Origin of the sequence: Campylobacter sp. IFREMER_LSEM_CL2127, from assembly GCF_025771745.1 — a bacterium.
GTDB lineage: Bacteria > Campylobacterota > Campylobacteria > Campylobacterales > Campylobacteraceae > Campylobacter_D.
Genome location: NZ_JAKMQV010000003.1, coordinates 113,518 through 133,744, shown reverse-complemented (window position 1 = coordinate 133,744; position 20,227 = coordinate 113,518). Strand labels below are relative to the sequence as shown.

Here is a 20,227-nt window from a genome sequence, read left to right as displayed (position 1 = left end):
CTTATGGTATAATGAAAATCATCCAAAAAGGAGTACCATGCTAAAGACAAGTTTTAAAAAATCAGTTTTTATTCCAAGCATTAGCATTATAATCATCTTAAGTCTTAGTTGTATTTTCTTACCTAAACTTACAAATGATTTTATCAATCATATCAAAAGCGGGATTTTTGCAAATTTTTCATGGTTTTATATACTAAGCGTAAGTTTTTTTGTGTGTTTTATGCTAGCACTTGCACTTTCAAAATTTGGCGATATCAAGCTCGGCGATGATGATGAAAAGCCTCATTTTAAATTCACTTCATGGCTTGCTATGCTTTTTGCTACGGGTATGGGTGTGGGGCTTATGTATTTTGGTGTGGCTGAACCTCTCATACATAAAAAAGCCTTGCAAACAAGCGATGAAGAAGCTATGCTACATACTATCTTTCACTGGGGAATTCACCCATGGGCTATTTATGGGGTATGTGCTTTGGCTATGGCGTATTTTGGTTTTAGATATAAAATGCCTCTTAGCTTGCGTAGTGCTTTTTACCCTTTGCTTAAAGACAAAATTTATGGCTTTTGGGGAAATTTAGTTGATATGCTAGCTTTGATTGTCACGGTTTTTGGTATTAGTACCACACTTGGCTATAGTGCTTCTCAGCTTAATGCTGGATTTTTAAATTTAGGCATTTTAAACGAGCAAAGCTTTTTAGAACAAAGCGTGATTATAATCATCATCATTTCTTTAGCTACGCTTTCATCGATTAGTGGCTTAACAAAGGGTTTAAAAATTTTAAGTGAAGCAAATTTGGTTTTTGCAGTGTGTTTAATGCTCTTTGTGCTTTTTTCAACCAACACCATTCAAATTCTTTCGCAATTTAGCTCTAATATTGGCAATTATTTGCAAAATTTAATTTCTTTGAGCTTTAAGACTTATTATTATGAAAAAGAACATATAGAGTGGTTTAATAACTGGACTATTTATTATTGGGCTTGGTGGCTTAGTTGGGCGCCTTTTGTGGGCTTTTTCATCGCTAAAATTTCTCGCGGTAGAACGATAAGGGAATTTATCTTTGGTGTGCTTGTAGTGCCTACTAGTTTTAATATACTTTGGTTTAGCATTTTTGGTAATAGTGCTTTAAATTTCAATGATATTTTAAGTCCTTTTACTTCAGCACCTGAAAGCTTGCTTTTTTATTTTTTACAAAATTTTTCTTTTTCTTATTTTAGCTCTTTGCTTGCACTTTTGGTTTTAGCTTTGTTTTTCATCACTTCAGCAGATAGTGGGATATTTGTGTTAAATTCTTTAAGCAGTGGTGGGGCTCATGAGCCATATAAATGGCAAAATATCCTTTGGGGTTTTGTACTTGCACTTTTGGCTACTTCTTTGTTGTATTCAGGTGGTTTGGGAGCGATTTTAAGTATCACTATGATAGTGGCTTTACCTTTTGCCTTTTTGCTTTGTTTGATGTGTTTTTCACTGCTTAAAGGTTTAATCGTAGATGTAAATTACTCTTTAACTAAGCTTAGTCAAAGCAGTGTGTATTTTTCAGGGGAATTTTGGCAAGAAAGACTAGCTAGAATTTTAAAACAAAGTAAAGAACAAGATATACAAAATTTCTTAAATACCAAAGTTAAAAATGCTATGGAATCACTCAGCCAAAGTCTAAAAAATTACGGCTTAAAAACACAAATTGTTCAAGAAAAATCAAGTATAAGTTTGATTATAAAAAAAGAATTTGCAAAAGATTTTATCTATGGAGTGCAAGTAGTAAAAAAACAAGCAAGCCAAAGCATAATCGATGATAAATTTATGCCAACTTATTCTAAAGAATTTATTTTTGAGCCACAAACTTTCTTTGCTGATTCGCGTAATGGTTATAATATAGAGTATTTAAACGAACAAGAAATCATCGTAGATATACTAAAGCAGTATGAGAGGTATTTGCAACTTTTATTTGATGATAAAAATGAAATTTTTACCAAAGCTTATGATTAAAAAGCGTTATAATTTCACTTTATTTTATAAGAAAGGCCTTTTATGTTGAGATTTTTTATCATGCTTTTTTGTGCTTTAAATCTTTTTGCTACCACGCCAAAAGATACGATTGTTATAGCAGTAGAGAATGAGCCAGAGCGTATTAATCCGCTTTTTAGTGAAGATCATGATGTGGCAATTGCTCTTGTGTTTTCAGGGCTTACACGCTTTGATGAGAATATGAAATTAGCACCTGATCTTGCTAGTTCTTGGAAAGTTAGCAAGGACGGGCTTGTTTATGAATTTACTTTAAGAGATGATGTATTGTGGCATGATGGGGCTAAATTTAGCGCTAAAGATGTGGAATTTAGTATAAATGCTTTAAAAGATGAGAAGTTAAATTCGCCTTCAAAAGTAAATTTTGACGCAGTTAAGGAAGTAAAAATCATCGATGATTATCACTTGTCTATCACACTTTCAAAGCCTTTTCCTGCATTTTTAGATGCTTTGAGTGTAGGGATTTTACCAAAACACTTACTTGAAAAAGAAAATTTAAATACCACCAAATTTAATCAAATGCCTATAGGAACAGGATCATATAAGCTAAAGCAATGGAAACAAGGTCAATACATGATCTTAGAAGCAAATGAAAATTATCATTTAGCTAAGGTAAAAACACCAAAACTCATACTAAAACACATTAAAGATCCAAGTATAAGTGCTATTGAGCTTAAAAATGGTTCTATTGATGTAGCTTTGGTTGATTTTGCTCTAGCTTCAAATTTTGCAAATGATAAAAACTTTAAAATGCTTATAGAGCCTTCGGCTGATTACCGTGCTTTGATGTTTAATTTTAATCATGAGTTTTTAAAAGATCAAAATGTGCGTTTAGCGCTAAATTATGCTATCGATAAACAAGCTATTATAAATTCACTTTTGCATTCTTTTGGAAAAGTAGCAAATCATCCTTTAGAAAAATCATGGGCAAATCCTAAAGAATTTGCAAGCTATGCTTATGATGTAAAAAAAGCAAATGAGCTTTTAGCAAAAGCGGGCTTTGTGAAAAACAAAAATGGCATTTTAGAAAAAAATGGCAAAGAATTTAGCTTTGAAATGTATGCTATGAGTGAAGATCCGCTAAGAGTGGCTTTGGTAAATATCTTGCAAAGTGAGTTTTTAAAGCTTGGCATAAAAGCAAAAGCAGTTGCTAAGCCAAGTGGAAGTTTTGATTATACGAAAATTGATAGCTTTTTAGTGGGTTGGGGTAGTCCTTATGATCCTGATTTTCACACCTTTAGAGTTTTTGCAAGCTCTCAAGATAGTGCTTTAAACTCAAGTGGATGGAATTTTGGCCATTATCAAAATGCTAAAGTTGATGAGGCTTTGACAAAGGCTAGAAATTCACTTGATGTAAATGAAAGAAAAAAACACTATAAAGAATTTATTGATGCTTTATATAAAGATCCTGCGTTTTTATTTATAGCTTATATTGATTATCCTTTGGTTTTTGCTAAAAATATCCAAGGTATAAAACCTCACATTTTAGGTCATCATGGAGTAGGTTTTACTTGGAATGCTTATGAGTGGAGCAAAAATTAGTGTTAAAACTCATTTTTAAACGCCTTTTATGGGCGTTTTTTTTAATGATTTTTGCGAGTTTTTTATGCTTTGTGATGATTTATCATGCTAAAGGAAGTGTGGTCTTTGCTAGTGTGCCTCAAGGAACTAGCCTTAAAATAAAAGAGCAAATCGAGCGTAATTTAAATTTAGATAAACCTTTATTAGAGCAGTATGAAAATTGGCTTTTTAATGCTATGAAAGGCGACTTTTCCTACTCTTTAATCAGCGGAGAAAAGGTTAGTGAAATTTTAAAAGAAAAACTTCCCTATACCATCATACTAGGGAGTTTAGCTTTTTTGGTGCTTTTTGTGTTGTCTTTGGTTTTAGCGCTTTTTTGTGTTCTTTATAAAGATAGCTTTTTAGATAAATTTATCACTTTTTCAACGATGAGCTTTTTTGCATTACCTGCTTTTTCTTTATCACTAATGCTTATTTTGGTTTTTGCTGTATTTTTTAAGCTTTTTCCAAGTTCGGCTATTGCTGATATTGGCTTTGAAGATGATGTGTTTAATCGTTTGTGGCATTTGTTTTTACCAGTATGTGCTTTAGTGCTTTCGCATTTAGCTGTTTTTGTGCGTTTTATAAGAACAAGTTTGATTGATAGTTTAAATCAAAGCTTTATAGAAAGTGCTTTTGCAAGAGGGCTTAGCAAAACAAGAATTTATTTGCACTTTGTGTTAAAAGATGCTTTTGGTTCTATACTTGCGTATTTTGGTGCTTCTTTTGTGAGTTTTTTAATGGGAACTTATATAGTAGAAAGTGTGTTTTCTTATGAGGGTGTGGGAAATTTGGTGATTAAAAGCATATTGTTTAAAGATTATCCTGTGGTGCTAGCTGTGGTGATTTTTAGCATTTTGGTGGTGGTGCTTGTAAATTTGATCGTAGAAATAATTTGCAAGATGATTAATCCAAGGTTTGCTAATGCGTAAGTTTTGTGTGGTGATGATTTTGCTAAGTTTTATTTTAGCACTTTTTGCACCTTTAATAAGTTCTTATGATCCAAATTTAGTGGATTTAAGTAAGGCTAAAATAGCCCCAAATTTAAGTCATATTTTTGGCACAGATTTACTTGGCAGGGATGTTTTTACGCGTATTTTATACGCCTTGCGTGTTTCTTTATTTGTAGGGTTAATGGCAGCATTTTTTAGTGTGCTTTTTGCTTGTGCTTATGTGTTTTTAACAAGATTTTTTGCTTATGCTTTTTTTGCTAGGGTGCTTGATATGCTTTTAGCGCTACCTTCTTTGCTTGTGATTATGTTTTTTCAAAGTTTTTTGGCAGGATCTTTATGGAGTATGATTTTTATCATCGCTTTGGGGCATTTTGCTTTTGTGGCAAAGGTGCTTGATACCCAACTGAATAAATTTCAAAAACTTGAGTTTTATCAAAATGCTATCATTTTAGGTTCTAGCAAGATGAAAGCTTTATTTAGTGAACTTTTGCCTGCTTGTTGGAATTTGCTTTTTGTGCTTTTTGTTTTAAATATTGCTCATGCTATTACAAGTGAAGCCACTTTGAGTTTTTTTGGTTTGGGTGTAGAGCTTTGGACTCCAAGTTTAGGAAATATGCTAAATGAAGCAAGCAAGGCTGTGTTTTTAGGATTTTGGTGGATGATAGTTTTTCCAGTAGCCTTTATACTTATGCTTATTTTGCCTTTGCTTGCTTTGGGTAATGATTTACAAGAAGAGATTAAAGCATGATAGAAATTTCAAATCTTAACCTTAGCTTTAAAGATAAAATCTTACTAAAGGATGTAAATCTTAATTTAGAAGATGGCAAAGCTTTGGCTATCATGGGTAAAAGTGGAGCAGGAAAAAGCTTGCTTTTAAAAAGCATGATTAAGCTTTTTGATAAACACTATAAACTCAATGCGCAAAAATTTCAGATAGACCAAAAAGATATTTTAATTTTAAAAGAAAAAGAGCTAAACGCCTTAAGAGCTAAGGTAAATTTACTTTTTCAAGATGTTTATGGGAGTTTTTATCCTCTTGTTGATATAGGGAGTTATTTTAATATAGTTTTAAAAACTCATACTAATTTAAGCACAAAAGAGATTAAAGAAAAGGCCTTTTATTATTTTGAGTGTTTAGGGCTTAAAAATCATGATCTTTTATGGCATTCTTTTATATATCAGTTAAGTGGTGGTATGGCAAGACGCATTCAAATAGCGCTAGCTTTGTTAAGCGAGGCTAAGTATTTATTGTGTGATGAGATTACAAGTTCTCTTGATAGAGCTAATGAAGAAAAAATCATCGCTATTTTAAAAGAGCTAAAAACACAATTTAAAAATCTCATTTTCATCACGCATGATATAAATTTAGCCAAAGAGCTTTGCGATGAGGTGGCTATCATAGAAGATAAAACTTTGCTTTATCAAATGCCTATGAAAGAATTTTTAAGCAATCCAAAAGGAACTTTTGCAAAAGAATTGCTAGAACTTTATGAGAATGAAAATGTTTTTGGAAGTTAAAAATTTAAGCAAGTCTTATAAAATTAAAAAACACTGGTATTTAAAAGAAGAAGAAATTTTTGTTTTTAAAGATGTGAGTTTTTCTTTAGAACAAAATGAAAATTTATTGCTTTGTGGGGAAAGTGGCAGTGGTAAAAGCACTCTAGCTAAAATTCTTTGTATGCTTGAACGAGCAAATACTGGAGAAGTTTTGTTTGAAAATGAAAATATATTAAATTTAGATTTTAATACTCAAAGAAAATTACGCCAAAAAATTCAATATGTTTTCCAAGATCAAAAGCTAGCTTTAAATCCTTATAAAAGCACTAAAAGACTTTTACTTGATGTATATGAAAATTTTAAACTTAAGCCCGATTTTGAAGAGCTTTTTAAGCTTTTTGATGCTTTTGAACTTGAAAAAGATATTTTAAATTTAAAACCCTCTAAGCTAAGTGGTGGTCAAAGTCAAAGACTAGGTTTGATTAGAGCTTTGCTTTTAAGGCCAAAATTGCTTATTTTAGATGAAATCACAGCAGCGCTTGATGTGGTGACTGCTTATAAAATTTTAAACTACTTGCACACTTTTCAAAAAACGCACGATATTACTTATATATTTATTTCTCATCAAGAAAAAATCTTGCAAGATATATGCCATAAAAAAGTGTTTTTATAATAAAGATAAAAATTGTTTCATTTTGAAATACTTAAAAAATTATTTTTTTGATAATAAGTTTTTATATAGCTAAGTTAAAGTAAAATAAATTTTAATTATGCTTGAATAAAAGGTTTATTATGACGCACGCAACTATAGAGCATCAATACTTTGGCATCTTTGCAATGCTTGTTATTGCAAGTGTTATATTTTTTACTTTGGTGTACATTTCTTCTAAAATAGGATCCAAACTCGCCTCTCATAATAGAAAAAAACTCGGACTTGGGATTTATGAGTGTGGGCCTATGGCTTCTAAGCAAGCAAACAAAATTAATTCTCAATTCTTTGTTTTTGCTTTGATTTTTATTTTGCTTGATATTGAAGTAGTATTTTTATTTCCTTGGGCGGTAATTTTTAAAGATTTAACCGCAGAGCTTTCAAATTATGGCCTATCTTTATTTGCCTTAGTGGAAGTATTTGTTTTTATTTTATTGCTTGCAATAGGTTTTTTATACGCTTATAAAAAAGGAGCATTCGCATGGCAGAGTATCAAAAAATGAGCAATGCGCCAGTTGTTTTAACTACGGTTGATAAGTTAGTGCAATGGGGTAGGAGTAATTCTTTATGGGCACTATCTTATGGGCTTGCCTGTTGTGCTATTGAAATGATGGCAGCAGGTGGTGCAAGATATGATTTTGATAGATTTGGAACGATTTTTAGAGCAAGCCCAAGACAATCTGAAGTAATGATTATAGCGGGTACTTTAAGCAAAAAACATGCTGAATTTACAAGAAGACTTTATGATCAAATGCCTGATCCTAAATGGGTTATTTCTATGGGTTCTTGTGCAAATACCGGTGGTATGTTTAATACTTATTCTACCGTTCAAGGGGTAGATAGAATCATTCCTGTTGATATTTATGTACCAGGTTGCGCCCCACGCCCTGAAACTTTTCAATTTGCTTTGATGATTTTGCAAAAAAGAATTCGTAAAGAAAAAGCAAGCAGAAAAATAGCTCCAAAAAGGCTTATATGATGAGAAAATATAGCGATAAGAAAAATGCTCAGCTAAAAAATTATTATGAAGATAGATTTTACCATGCATCTGCAACTAAAAAACTAAGTACAGAGAGTAGTGTTTTTGAGAGTGATCATCAAATTTTAAGCCAAGAATTTGAGTTAAAAAATTCTTTTATAGAGCTTGATTTTTGGGTGATTGAAATAAATAAAGATGATAATGTTGCTATTCTTAGCAAGCTTAAAAATTTAGGTTATAGTTGTTTTACTGATGCAAGTGCGATTGATTTTGTCGCTCAAAAACAAGGTTTTAAAGTATATTATCAGCTTTTAAATATGGAGAAAAATTTAAGAGTGAGAATAAAGACTTTCGTTGGTTTAAAAGAAAGACTTCAAAGTGTTATGAGTGTTTTTAAGGGTGCTAATTGGTGCGAGAGAGAAATATATGATATGTTTGGAATTTTCATTATCAATCATCCGAATTTAAAAAGACTTTTAATGCCTGATGATTGGTATGGACATCCTTTTTTAAAAAGCTATCCTTTGCATGGTGATGAATTTGCTAAATGGTACGAGATAGATAAAATTTTTGGAAAAGAATATCGCGAGGTTGTAGGTGAGGAAAATAGAGATCCAGGTTTTGTAGATGAAAAAGACACGCTAAACTTTAGCAGAATTTATCATGAGGTTGGTAAAGGCGAAGCCCCAAGAGAAGATAAATATCTACAAGAATATCAAGAAGAAGGTGGCGTGCCTTTTGTGAAAAAAGCTAAAAGAACGCAAATAAAAATTTTAGATAAGAGAAGATAAAATGCAAATTTCTACTAAATTAAAACCTTATTATGAAAATATAAGCTTTGAGCGTGAAGATGGTACTATGATAGTAAATCTTGGTCCCCAACACCCTAGCGCTCATGGAAATTTACGCCTTATTTTAGAACTTGATGGAGAAGAAATCACCAAGGCTGCTCCTTGCATAGGCTATATGCATCGTGGTATGGAAAAAATGGCTGAAAATATGATCTATCAAGAGTTTATCCCAACTACCGATAGAATGGATTATATCGCAGCTAGTGCAAATAATTATGCCTATGTAGCTGCTGTGGAAAAACTTTGTGGTTTGGAAATTCCACGCAGAGCAAGTGTGATAAGGATGATTTTGCTTGAGTTAAACCGCATTGCTTCGCATTTGCTATGGCTTGCTACACATGCTCTTGATATTGGTGCGATGACAGTATTTTTATATTGCTTTAGAGAGCGTGAATATGTGCTTGATCTAATAGAAAAATATTGTGGGGCAAGACTTACACATTCATCTATGAGAATAGGCGGGGTAATGCTTGATTTACCTGAAGGTTTTTTAGATGAGCTTTTGGCATTTTGCAATAAATTTCCAAATGATATAAAAGATTATGAAGCCTTGCTTGATGATAATAGAATTTGGCGTGCAAGAACTGAAAATGTAGGAGTGGTAAGTAAAGAACAAGCGCTAAGTTGGGGTTGTAGCGGGGTTATGCTAAGAGGAAGCGGGATTGCTTATGATGTTAGAAAAGAAGAACCTTATTTGCTTTATGATGAGGTAGATTTTGGCGTACCTGTGGCTAAAATGGGTGATTCTTATGCAAGATATAAAGTTTATATGCAAGAATTTAGAGAAAGTTTAAAAATTTTAGTTCAATGTGCTAAGCTTTATCAAGATACTCCGCCTGAAATTTTATGCAATCATCCTGAGTATGTAAGTGCTTCAAAAGAGCAAATCATGACACAAAATTATTCGCTTATGCAACATTTTGTCCTAGTAACCCAAGGCTTAAAACCACCAAAAGGAGAGGTGTATGTACCAACTGAAAGTCCAAAAGGCGAACTTGGATTTTTTATCCACTCAGATGGTAGCGGTAGGCCATATAGATTAAGAGCTAGAACCCCAAGTTTTTTTCATTGTGCATTTTTAGAAGAAATGCTTGTAGGGTCATATTTGGCTGATGCGGTGGCGATTTTAGGAAGTATTAATATAGTTTTAGGTGAGATAGACCGATGAGACGCGTGGATTTAAGAAAAAGTCAAGATTTATTTAAGGATTTAGAACAAATCATTCAAAAAGCCTATATGGGTGAAGTTTTAGTGGTTTTGTTTGAAATAGGAGATTTTTCTAATGTAGAAAAAAGTTTTGCTTTCATAAAAGAGCGAAATTGTGAACTTTTAAATTCTTTAAAATTTAATCAAGTAGATTGGACTATAGTTTTTAAAAAGGTAGGACAATGAAATTAGCAAAATATCAAGAAGGCTTAAATGCTTTGTGTTTTGTGGATTTGCTTTCTTTAAAAAATCCTTCACTTTGTGCTAAGCTTAACAAAAGTAAAAATTACAATATTTCCTGTTTAGAAGATAAAAATTTAAAAGCAAGCTTTTATAAATGTGAGATTGCGAGTGTGCCTTTTGTGCTTGCATTACTTTGTAAGATAAGTTTGGATACTGAATTTAACGAGCTTGATGAGGGTTATTTAAGTGCTGAATCTTGCTTTGGCGAAGAAGAGGCTTTAGAGATTTTGGAGTTTTTAAAAGAAGCAAAGTGTATTATTTTTGATGAAAATTTATACCAACATAAAGACTTTGAAAATATTAAGTATTTTTTAGAAAAACTTTGTCATAAATTTGAACTTTTATTGATTTGTTCTAAAGAAAATGAAGAAAATTTGTCAATACAAAATTCTTTTAGTGAACTTTTAGAACTTGATAATTTTGACGGAACTATCATCATGCAAGCACCTTTAGAGGATAAAAATTTGCATTGTTCTCCATCTTTTGCTTTGATTGCCAAGGTTAAGGATGAGGATAAAATTAATTTAAAAATAAACACTCAAGAATTTACAACTATAGTAAAAATCAATCATGATTTAAAAGGCACGGTGGCTTTGTTTGATTATGAAAGCGCTGGTTTTGCTTTTTCAAAAGCTCAAGTTAAGGTTATAAAATGAAAGTTATCATTAATGGTATAGAATGTGAGGCAAATGAGGGTGAGTATATCTTAAATGTCGCAAGAAAAAATGATATTTTCATTCCTGCAATTTGTTATTTAAATGGTTGTTCTCCAACACTTGCATGTCGTATGTGTATGGTAGAAGCTGATGGTAAAAAGGTTTATTCTTGTAATACTAAAGTTAAAGAAGGTATGGTAGTAGAGAGTGATTTGCCAAATTTATGGGATGAACGCAATGCTATCATGCAAGCATATTGTATCAACCACCCTTTACAATGCGGGGTATGTGATAAATCTGGCGAATGTGAGCTTCAAAACTTTACACATAAAGCAAGAGTGAATGTGCAAAATTATTGGATTAAAGATACCCATAAAGAGCATAAAAAATGGGGCGAGATTAATTATGATCCAGCTTTATGTATAGTATGTGAAAGATGTATCACAGTTTGTAAAGATAAAATAGGAGAAAGCGCTTTAAAAACTACTCCAAGAGGAGCAAACGCACCCGATGCAAGTTTTAAAGAGAGTATGAGTAAAGACGCGCTAGCGATTTGGACTAAATTTCAAAAGAGTTTAATTGCGCCAAGTAGTGGTGATATACTTGATTGTTCATTTTGTGGAGAATGTACAAGTGTATGTCCAACAGGAGCCTTGGTGGGTTCGGCTTTTCAATATACATCTAATGCTTGGGAATTAAAGAAAATTCCAGCTAGCAATCCACATTCAAGTGATTGTGAGTTGATGTATTATGATATTAAACAAACTAGTATTAATAATCAAAAAGAAAAAATTTATAGAGTGAGTAATGATTTTGCTTTTGCTACGCTAAATAAAGCTGCAAGATATGGTTTTAATACCCAAAATGAAGTTCAAGGTAAAGATGAAAAAGCTTTTGAAAAACTAGTAAATATGATAAAAAATGATGAAATAAAAAATATTTTATTTAATAGTTTTATTACCAATGAAGAAGCTTTAATCTTGCAAAATTTAAGTAAAAAATTTAATCTTAACCTTATAAACCATGAAGCTAAAAAATTCCAAGATTTCCTAGCTTGTTTTTATCAAAATGCAAATGCAATGTATAATGCAAATACAGATGATATCACTCAAAGTGATTTTTTAATCATCGTAGGTTCGTTTTTACGCTATGATGCGCCAACGCTAGGATATAAAGTTAATAATGCTTTAGTGGTGAATAAAGGTGCAGGGCTATATTTTCACCCTATAAAAGATAAGGGTGTGGATAAATATTCTAAAAATTTCTTGCAGATTAATCATGATATTAAAGATAATGAAAGTATTTTATTATTTATCTTGCAAAAATTTGCCAAAGAGTTTCCGCAAGATTTTAAAAATACATTAGAAAATGCGTATTACCAAGGCACTAAAGAAATAGAAGAAACTATTAATGAAGAAGTTATTGAAAAGACAGAAAAGCAAAATGAAAATGGTGAAACTATTATAGAAGAAGTTAAAAAACTTGTGCCTAAAAAAATTAAAAAAAGCATAGAAGTGCAAAGATCAAATTATGCGAAAAATCTTGGCATAGATGAGGATATTTTAGAAACTTTATTAGCTAAAAAGCAAAAATTTACACTTATTATAGGAAGTGATTTTTACTATGATGAGCAAAGTGCAAAGCTAGCAAAACTTTGTGCTTTGGTGCAAAAATATACTGATTTTAAAGTCTTTTTAAATCCAACTTGCACCAATACTTTAGGCGTGAGTTTAATTTGTGATTTAAGTCAAGATTTTCAAGCGGGAAAAACACTAGGTTATAACGAAAAAGGCGATTTTACTTTTTCTTATGATGGGCATTTTGATCTTGCAAGTTCTAGTTTAAATCAACAAGAAGGTAGCTTTGTAAATTATGACAAAAGATTAGTTCCTACAAATGCAGCTTTAGAATTTAAAGGTTATTTTTTAAATGATTTAGCAAATGCTTTAGGTTTTGATGAGGAATTTACAATCAACTATACTAAATTTTTACCACAAAATAAAGGCTTTAGGGCAATTGATTTTGATGAGTTGGAAAATCATTATGATAATGGTGGGGCAAATCATAGAGGCTATGAGCTTGATTTTTCTCATTTTGAGTTTGAAAAAACATTAAGCACTCAAGAAGTCAAAGAGCAAAATGAAGGAAATTTAACCTTATATCATGCAAATTGTATTCACCAGTTTTCAAAGCTTAGCAATAGAGCTTTTAATGAGGTTGGAGCTTTATTTTTATCGTCTGATTTAATGCAAAAATTTGATTTAAACCAAGATGATAGTGTTATTTTAAAAAATGAAAAAACTCAAATTGCTATAAGTGTAAAATGCGATGAATCTTTAGAAAATGGAGCGTATTTGGGGGATTATGATAGTAAGATTGATTTTAAATCTTTATTTAATAATACTCGATATGCAAAAGTTTGGCTTGAAAAAGTAGGAGCTAAAATATGAGTGATATTACTTTTTTTATTATAGAAACAATTATCAAATGCGTGCTTGTTATAGCTATTTTTGCAACTTTAGCAGGCTTGGCAACTTATCTTGAAAGAAAGGCTTTGGCTTTATTTCATCGTCGTTTAGGGCCTGATATGGTAGGTCCTTTTGGATTGCTTCAAGTAGTTGCTGATATGATTAAGCTTTTTACTAAAGAAGATATAGTGCCAACTTATGCTCAAAAAGTGGTGTTTTTAATCGCTCCATTGATTGCAGCAATTTGTGCTTTTGTGGCAATTGCAGCTATACCTATTTTTCCTGAATTTACTTTATTTGGTAGAGTGATTCGTCCTATTATCGCTGATATTAATGTGGCCTTACTATTTGTCATAGGTATGGGCGGGGTTAGTTTTTATGCGATTTTTTTAGGAGGCTTGGCTAGTAATAATAAATGGTCATTGCTAGGTGGAGCAAGAGGGCTTGTTTCTATCATTTCTTATGAGAGCGTTGCAGGACTTTCTTTGGTATGTGTTGTAATGCTTGTTGGTTCTTTGTCTTTGGTAGATATTAATAATTATCAAAGTGAAGGCATACTTTCTTGGCTTATTTTTAAACAGCCTTTAGCTTTTATTTTATTTGTAATAGCCATTTTTATAGAAACTAATAGAACCCCACTTTGTTTAAGTGAAAATGAAACTGAACTTGTTTCAGGTTATGGCACCGAATATAGTGGGCTTAGATGGGGTATGTTTTTTATTGGTGAATATACAGCCATGATCACCGGAGCGATTATGATATCGCTTTTATTTTTGGGTGGATTTAATGATTTTTGGATTATACCAGGAGCTATTATGATGCTTTTGAAAGTTTCTTTTGTGTTCTTTTGGTATTTTTGGGCTAGAGGTGCTTTTCCGCAACTGCGTCCTGATCAAGTAATGAGAATGTGTTATTTGATTTTAATTCCTTTAGCGGTTTTAAATTTATTAATTAGTGCTTTAGTGCTTGTGATATAGGAAAAACAATGAAAAAAGGTTATTTTAAAGTAGATTTTGAGCGTAAAAATCCTCAAAATGCTTATGAAAAATTCATACAAGTAATCAAGCGTTCTTTGAATACAGAACTTTTTGTAGGTTTATTTGTCGTATTAAGAGAAATGTTTAAAAAGAATAATAGTGCAACGATTAAATATCCTATGGAAAAAGTTGCCTTAGATAATCGCTACCGTGCAGTTCATCGCTTAATGCGTTTTATTGAAAGTGAAAATGAATGTTGTATTGGTTGTGGCTTGTGCGAAAAAATTTGTATTAGTAATTGCATAAGAATGGAAACAAGTTTAAGCGAAGATGGACGTAAAAAGGTTGAAAATTATAGTATCAATTTAGGGCGTTGTATTTATTGTGGCTTTTGTGCTGATGTTTGTCCTGAACTTGCTATTGTACATGGCAAAGAGTATGAAAATGCAGCAGAACAAAGATCTTATTTTGGTCAAAAGGAAGATTTTTTAACTCCTATTGATGAGCTTAAAAATCAAGTGGTGTTTGAAGGAAGTGGTAGTTTAAGAAAAGATGCTGATGATTTAGTAAAGAAAACTCCAAATTATTATGAGATAGATTTGCAAAGACAGCAAGATACCCCAAAGGAAGAAAATGTTTGAAACGATAGCTTTTTGTTTGTTAAGTGTTTTGGTATTGGGATTTTTTCTAATTAGCGTTTTAAGTACTAGTGTACTTTATGCTATTAGTTCTTTGGCTGCGGCTATGGTTTTTTTGAGCGGATTTTATTTTTTACTTAATGCTGAATTTATTGGAGCGATTCAAATTATCGTTTATAGCGGGGCTATTTTAGGTCTTTATAGTTTTGCTATGATGTTTTTTGATGCTTCGATAAAAGTAAAGGAAAGTCTAAAAGGTAAAAGAGTATTTATTTTTGCTGTGATTTTTAGTGCTATTTTGTTAATTAGTATTATTATGGGCTATAACTTTGGTTTAAATGAAACTAGTGAAGTTTATGATCTTGATTCAACTCAGCAAATAGGTTTTACTTTATTTACAAAATACATGCTCGCTTTTGAATTTATGGCAATTTTACTTTTAATAGCTTTAATTTGCGCTATAGCACTTACTCAAAAAAATATAAAAAAGGATGAGCAATGATGTTAGAAAAATACTACATTGTGGCTATTTTGATGTTTATCATTGGTCTAATAGGTATTATAAAACGCCAAAATTTAATTATGCTTTTTATTTCAAGTGAAATTTTATTAAATGCTGCTAATTTGGCCTTAGTTACAGCAGGGGCTTCCCATAAAGATATAGAAGGACAAATTTTTGCTTTATTTGTAATGGGGGTTGCAGCTTGTGAAGTAGCTGTTGGGATAGCACTTTGTGTTTTATGGTATAGAAAAACAGGAACACTAGAGCTTAGCTCTTTAGCTGAAAAAGGAGAGTTAAAATGCAAAATTTAGCCTTAATTGCACTTTTTTCTCCTTTGGTTTCAGCTATTGTTTTAGGTATTTTTGCTTTTAGTGCTAAGAAAATTATTTTAGGTTATTTAGCTTCTTTATTTATAGCTTTTTCAGCATTTGCTTCAATTATTTTATTAAGTAATGGAGTGCATTTTAACTTTGAACTTGGCACTTGGATATCTTTGGTAGATGTTAGTTTTGGTTTCAAAATAGACTCTATTACTTTAGTTATGATGAATGTAGTAAGCATAGTTGCTACTTTTGTGCATTTGTATAGTATATTTTATATGGAGCATGATGAAGGGTTTAATCGCTATTTTAGCTATTTGGGACTTTTTGTTTTTTCTATGATGTTCTTGATTATGAGTGATAATTTCTTAGGACTTTTCATAGGCTGGGAGGGTGTTGGACTTTGTTCATGGCTTTTGATAGGTTTTTGGTATCATAATGAAAAATACACCTTTGCTGCTAATGAAGCATTTATCATGAATAGAATCGCAGACTTGGCTTTGCTTTTAGGAATTTTCTTAATTTATATAGAGTTCAATTCTTTAAAATACGATGAGTTTTTTACCCTTTTATCTTTAGGGCATGAAAATGATATGATTTTGATTTTAATAGCGCTTTTACTTTTTGTGGGTGCTATGGGTAAATCAGCGCAATTTCCTTTTCATACTTGGCTTGCTGATGCTATGGCAGGACCTACACCAGTTTCAGCGCTAATCCATGCTGCGACTATGGTTACTGCGGGAGTTTATTTGGTGATTCGTGCTGGAGAGCTTTATTTGCAAGTTCCTGAAGTAGGATATTTTATCGCTATACTTGGAGCTTTTGTAGCGCTTTTTGCCGCTTCTATGGCTATGGTAGCTAAAGACTTAAAAAGAATTATTGCTTATTCAACACTTTCTCAACTTGGGTATATGTTTGTAGCAGCAGGTCTTGGAGCTTATGCTATAGCTTTATTTCATCTAGCAACTCATGCATTTTTTAAATCTTTATTATTCTTAGGTGCAGGTAATGTTATGCATGCGATGAATGATAAGCTTGACATTAGTAAAATGGGTGGGCTTTATAAAAGTATGCGTTTTAGTGCTATTTTGATGCTTATAGGCTCTTTGGCTTTGGCAGGAATTTATCCTTTTGCAGGATTTTTCTCTAAAGATTTAATTTTAGGATTTTCTTTTATAAGTCATCATCATGGAATTTTCTTGGTGCTTTTAATAGCAGCTTTTATGACAGCTTTTTATAGTTTTAGGCTTTTAATGCTTGTATTTTTTACCCCAAAAAGACATGAAGAACATCCTCATGAAGCTAGTAAAATAGCCTTGCTTGCGATGAGTCCTTTGGCTTTACTTGCTATTATTGCAGGATTTTTTGAGCATAGTTTTATGGAGTTTGTGAGTCAAAACTTAGCTTTTATTGATGGACAAAATTCTTTAGTTATGGTGCTTGCAAGTGCTGCTGCAGTGCTTGGGGTGCTTTTAGCTATTATAGCTTATTGGAAAAATTGGTTTAAACCTTCACTTTCTAAAACAAGTCTTTATAAGCTTTTGTTTAATGAATACTATATACCAAGGTTTTATCATCAATTTATTGTTAGTAAATATGCTTTATTTTGTGAATTTTTAAGAAAAGCTGATAAAGAAATTTTAGATACTTTGGTAGATAGTGTTGCATTTTTCCTTAAAACTTTTGCTAGAACTCTTAGCATAGGTAAGGATTATTCTTTGGTTTTAAGAATTACAGTGTTGGCTTTTGTATGTTTATTTTGTTTAGCGTTGGCGGTGTAGAATGCTTAGTTTGTTAATGTTATTTCCATTTTTTGCAGCTTTTATAGCTTTGTTTTTACAAAAAGAAGATAGTAAGTCTTTTGCTATTTTAGTTAGCTTTTTGATTTTAGTTTTTAATATTTTTTTGTTGTTTAATTATCATGGTGGTATAGCTTATGAGTTTAGTTTAAATTCTTTAATAGTTAATTTTCATATTGGTGTAGATGCTATAGCGCTTTATTTAATGTTGCTTTGTTCTATTATGATTTTTTTATCTTTTGTATGTTTGGATATTCAAGATAAAAGTGTTGTAGTAAGTATATTTTTATTGCAATTTTGTATTATAGGGCTTTTTGCTTCATTAGATGCTTTATTATTTTATGTATTTTGGGAGTTTTCTCTTATACCGCTTATTTATTTAATAGGCAGATATTCAGATAATTATAAAGCAGGGATTAAATTTTTCATTTATGCATTTTGCGGTTCTATGCTCATGCTTTTAGCGATTATTTATGTAGGATTTTTGTATTATCAAAGTTTTGGGTATTGGAGTTTTGATTTACTTGCTTGGTATAAGAGTGAATTTTTCATACCTGAAAGTGTGCAAAATTTAATCTTTATAGGATTTTTTATCGCTTTTGCGATTAAAAGTCCTTTATTTCCTTTCCACACTTGGGCGCCAAAAGTTTATGCAAAAAGCCCGACTTTAGTATCTGTAATGCTTGTTAGTTTTAAAATGGCTCCTTTTGGATTTTTGAGATTTATCTTGCCTTTAACACCTGATACTTTAAATCATTATTATTCTTTACTTGCTATTTTATGTATAGTTGGAATTTTATATGCAGCTTTAATTGCTTTTAAAACTAAAGATTTGAAAGAATTAATTGCTTATAGCTCAATTTCACATTTGGGTGTGGTGATTTTGGGTATTGTGACTTTTACTTATAATGGGCTAAGTGGTTCTGTATTTTACATGTTTGCACATGGTATAGTAACAGGCGGTTTGTTTTTGGCTGCTTATATGCTTTATAAAAGATATCATACTTTTGATTTAGACTTTTATAAAAATTTAGCTAAAACAGCTCCATTATTTAGCTTTTTCTTTGCGGTGTTATTATTTTCATCTATTTCACTGCCTTTGACTATTTCTTTTGTAGGTGAGTTTTTAATTTTACAAGGCATAGCAAGTGTGAATTTGTGGTATGCATTATTTGCAGGTGGTGTGATTATTTTAGGGGCTATTTATATGCTAAATATTTATAGAAATATGTTTTTTGCCACTAGTGAAGAAAAAATGGAGAAATTAATATTAAAAAAAGGTGAAATTTTTGTTTTGGGTATTTTAAGTGCCTTGGTAATTTATTTAGGGATAGCTCCAAGTGCTATGCTTGATGAAATTGCTTTGAATGTAAATAGCATTCTTGAAGTTATGCAAACAAGAAATATTGCAATAGAAAATCAAAAAATCATAGATGATATAAGAGGTTTTTAATGAGTGGCTTTAGTTTAGAAAAATTCAATTTTGTATTATTATTTCCTGTGTTATCATTGCTTTTTTGGGCTATTGTTTTGCTTTTATTGGATGCATTTAAAAAACTTTCTAGAAATTTTTATATAGGAGCAAGTGTTATAGCTTTATTTAGCGCTTTGTGTTTTTTATTGCTTTATAATGGCTTTGTTTTAGATAATTCTCATGCCTTTTTTGGTTTATTTGTAAGTGATAATTATGCAATTTTTGCTCAAATAGTTATTTTAGTTTTTTCAATGCTTTATTTATTAATGGATAAAGATGAGCAAAAGGCAGAGTTTTTTTCTTTGTTTTTATTTATGATTGCTTCTTTGATATTAATGATATCAAGCACTAATTTAATTGTAATTTTCCTAGCTTTAGAAGGTTCTTCTTTAGCTCTTTATACGTTAATAGCACTAAGAGGAACTCATAATGCTATTAGCTCTAGTATAAAGTACTTTACTTTAGCTGCAGTAGGCGCTGGGTTTTTTGTCTTTGCTTGTGCTTTTGTATATTTAAAAACAAAATCTTTGGATTTAGATAATCTATTGCATTCTGAATATATTTCAGATCCTATCTTGCTTTGTGCTGGGGTAATGTTTTTAGTTATTGTTGGAGTAAAACTTTCTATTGCACCTTTTCATTTTTGGTTAAAAGATGTGTATTGTGGAGTGTATACAAATTTTATAGCATTTATATCTATAGTACCAAAAATAGCTATGATAATAGTAGTTTTAAGAATTTTTTCTGCTTTGGGCGGTGGAGTAAAATTTGAATACATAGTAGCATTGCTAGCGATTTTTTCTATGCTTGTTGTAAGTATAGTAGCTTTAATCCAAAAAGATGTGAAAAAAATGCTAGCATATAGTTCTATTACTCATTCTTCTTTTATATTAGCAGTTATTGTTTCTAGTATGAGTGTGAGTTCTCAAGGAGATGGGACTTCTTATTTGCTTTCAATTTTTGCTTTGTTTGTGTATTGGATATCTTTTGCTTTTGCAAATTATGGAATTTTTTTGATATTGAGTTTATTTCAAAAAAGTTCATTTGAGAGTTTTTCGGGCTTGTTTAATCAAAGACCAGTATTGTCTATAATGCTAGCTATATTCATTTTGTGTATAGCAGGTATTCCGCCTTTTGGTATTTTTTGGGGTAAAATTTTAATTTTAGCTTCTATTTTAAACTCAGGCTATTATGTACTTGTATTTGCTATAGCTTTAAGTTCTATGATTATGCTTTATGCTTATTTAAAAATTTTAATTTATGTTTTTTTCAAAAAGGCTCAAATCATAGAAAGTGCAAACTTAGATGTAAAACAAAAGATTATTTTATGCTTGTGTTTGATTGGAAGTGTTTCTTGTGTGTTTTTGCTTTTGTAAAA

The 20,227-nt window shown here is 31.2% G+C and carries 20 protein-coding genes; all 20 read left to right on the top strand.

Annotated elements, in window-relative coordinates; all coding sequences use genetic code 11:
• Window positions 1-37 precede the first annotated feature (37 nt).
• Window positions 38-1,981, top strand: a complete 1,944-nt coding sequence (locus tag L8V77_RS03895; RefSeq protein ID WP_263677383.1) for a BCCT family transporter — start codon at window positions 38-40, stop codon at window positions 1,979-1,981.
• A 42-nt stretch (window positions 1,982-2,023) separates the two neighbouring features.
• The gene (locus L8V77_RS03890) at window positions 2,024-3,559 is read left to right on the top strand and encodes an ABC transporter substrate-binding protein (protein WP_263706792.1); all 1,536 of its coding nucleotides are present in this window, start codon (window positions 2,024-2,026) and stop codon (window positions 3,557-3,559) included.
• Entirely contained in the window at window positions 3,544-4,509 is a 966-nt protein-coding gene (locus L8V77_RS03885; RefSeq protein WP_263706790.1) for an ABC transporter permease, read from the top strand. The genes L8V77_RS03890 and L8V77_RS03885 overlap by 16 nt, the downstream gene beginning before the upstream one ends.
• Window positions 4,502-5,278 carry an ABC transporter permease gene (locus L8V77_RS03880; RefSeq protein WP_263706788.1) on the top strand — a complete coding sequence of 259 codons (777 nt, stop codon included), beginning with the start codon at window positions 4,502-4,504 and terminating at the stop codon, window positions 5,276-5,278. The genes L8V77_RS03885 and L8V77_RS03880 overlap by 8 nt, the downstream gene beginning before the upstream one ends.
• On the top strand, window positions 5,275-6,048 hold the full coding sequence (locus tag L8V77_RS03875; protein WP_263706787.1) for an ATP-binding cassette domain-containing protein: 774 nt from the start codon (window positions 5,275-5,277) through the stop codon (window positions 6,046-6,048). The genes L8V77_RS03880 and L8V77_RS03875 overlap by 4 nt, the downstream gene beginning before the upstream one ends.
• On the top strand, window positions 6,032-6,700 hold the full coding sequence (locus L8V77_RS03870; protein ID WP_263706808.1) for an ATP-binding cassette domain-containing protein: 669 nt from the start codon (window positions 6,032-6,034) through the stop codon (window positions 6,698-6,700). Before L8V77_RS03875 ends, L8V77_RS03870 begins: the two co-directional genes overlap by 17 nt.
• A gap of 119 nt (window positions 6,701-6,819) precedes the next feature.
• The gene (locus L8V77_RS03865; protein WP_263679533.1) at window positions 6,820-7,239 is read left to right on the top strand and encodes an NAD(P)H-quinone oxidoreductase subunit 3; all 420 of its coding nucleotides are present in this window, start codon (window positions 6,820-6,822) and stop codon (window positions 7,237-7,239) included.
• Entirely contained in the window at window positions 7,218-7,715 is a 498-nt protein-coding gene (locus L8V77_RS03860; RefSeq protein ID WP_039619352.1) for a NuoB/complex I 20 kDa subunit family protein, read from the top strand. Before L8V77_RS03865 ends, L8V77_RS03860 begins: the two co-directional genes overlap by 22 nt.
• Entirely contained in the window at window positions 7,715-8,506 is a 792-nt protein-coding gene (locus tag L8V77_RS03855; RefSeq protein ID WP_263706785.1) for an NADH-quinone oxidoreductase subunit C, read from the top strand. Before L8V77_RS03860 ends, L8V77_RS03855 begins: the two co-directional genes overlap by 1 nt.
• 1 nt (window position 8,507) lies before the next feature.
• Window positions 8,508-9,734 carry an NADH dehydrogenase (quinone) subunit D gene (nuoD, locus tag L8V77_RS03850; protein ID WP_039619347.1) on the top strand — a complete coding sequence of 409 codons (1,227 nt, stop codon included), beginning with the start codon at window positions 8,508-8,510 and terminating at the stop codon, window positions 9,732-9,734.
• Window positions 9,731-9,958: an NADH-ubiquinone oxidoreductase subunit E family protein gene (locus tag L8V77_RS03845; protein ID WP_263662748.1), complete on the top strand. Its 228-nt coding sequence runs from the start codon at window positions 9,731-9,733 to the stop codon at window positions 9,956-9,958. Before nuoD ends, L8V77_RS03845 begins: the two co-directional genes overlap by 4 nt.
• Window positions 9,955-10,671: a hypothetical protein gene (locus L8V77_RS03840; protein WP_263706782.1), complete on the top strand. Its 717-nt coding sequence runs from the start codon at window positions 9,955-9,957 to the stop codon at window positions 10,669-10,671. Before L8V77_RS03845 ends, L8V77_RS03840 begins: the two co-directional genes overlap by 4 nt.
• On the top strand, window positions 10,668-13,121 hold the full coding sequence (locus tag L8V77_RS03835) for an NADH-quinone oxidoreductase subunit G (protein WP_263706780.1): 2,454 nt from the start codon (window positions 10,668-10,670) through the stop codon (window positions 13,119-13,121). Before L8V77_RS03840 ends, L8V77_RS03835 begins: the two co-directional genes overlap by 4 nt.
• Window positions 13,118-14,116 (top strand): NADH-quinone oxidoreductase subunit NuoH, encoded by a 999-nt coding sequence (gene nuoH / locus L8V77_RS03830; protein WP_039619340.1) that lies wholly within the window; start codon window positions 13,118-13,120, stop codon window positions 14,114-14,116. Before L8V77_RS03835 ends, nuoH begins: the two co-directional genes overlap by 4 nt.
• Window positions 14,117-14,124: 8 nt before the next feature.
• Window positions 14,125-14,757 carry an NADH-quinone oxidoreductase subunit NuoI gene (gene nuoI, locus L8V77_RS03825; RefSeq protein ID WP_039668894.1) on the top strand — a complete coding sequence of 211 codons (633 nt, stop codon included), beginning with the start codon at window positions 14,125-14,127 and terminating at the stop codon, window positions 14,755-14,757.
• Complete coding sequence (locus tag L8V77_RS03820; RefSeq protein ID WP_263679527.1) at window positions 14,750-15,256, top strand: NADH-quinone oxidoreductase subunit J; 507 nt, start codon at window positions 14,750-14,752, stop codon at window positions 15,254-15,256. Before nuoI ends, L8V77_RS03820 begins: the two co-directional genes overlap by 8 nt.
• The gene (nuoK, locus tag L8V77_RS03815; protein ID WP_039667768.1) at window positions 15,256-15,567 is read left to right on the top strand and encodes an NADH-quinone oxidoreductase subunit NuoK; all 312 of its coding nucleotides are present in this window, start codon (window positions 15,256-15,258) and stop codon (window positions 15,565-15,567) included. The genes L8V77_RS03820 and nuoK overlap by 1 nt, the downstream gene beginning before the upstream one ends.
• On the top strand, window positions 15,555-17,357 hold the full coding sequence (gene nuoL / locus L8V77_RS03810; protein ID WP_263706778.1) for an NADH-quinone oxidoreductase subunit L: 1,803 nt from the start codon (window positions 15,555-15,557) through the stop codon (window positions 17,355-17,357). Before nuoK ends, nuoL begins: the two co-directional genes overlap by 13 nt.
• Before the next feature lies 1 nt (window position 17,358).
• A complete protein-coding gene (locus L8V77_RS03805) occupies window positions 17,359-18,828 on the top strand; it encodes a complex I subunit 4 family protein (RefSeq protein WP_263706777.1) in 1,470 nt (489 codons plus the stop codon).
• The gene (locus L8V77_RS03800) at window positions 18,828-20,225 is read left to right on the top strand and encodes an NADH-quinone oxidoreductase subunit N (RefSeq protein ID WP_263706775.1); all 1,398 of its coding nucleotides are present in this window, start codon (window positions 18,828-18,830) and stop codon (window positions 20,223-20,225) included. Before L8V77_RS03805 ends, L8V77_RS03800 begins: the two co-directional genes overlap by 1 nt.
• Window positions 20,226-20,227: the final 2 nt, after the last annotated feature.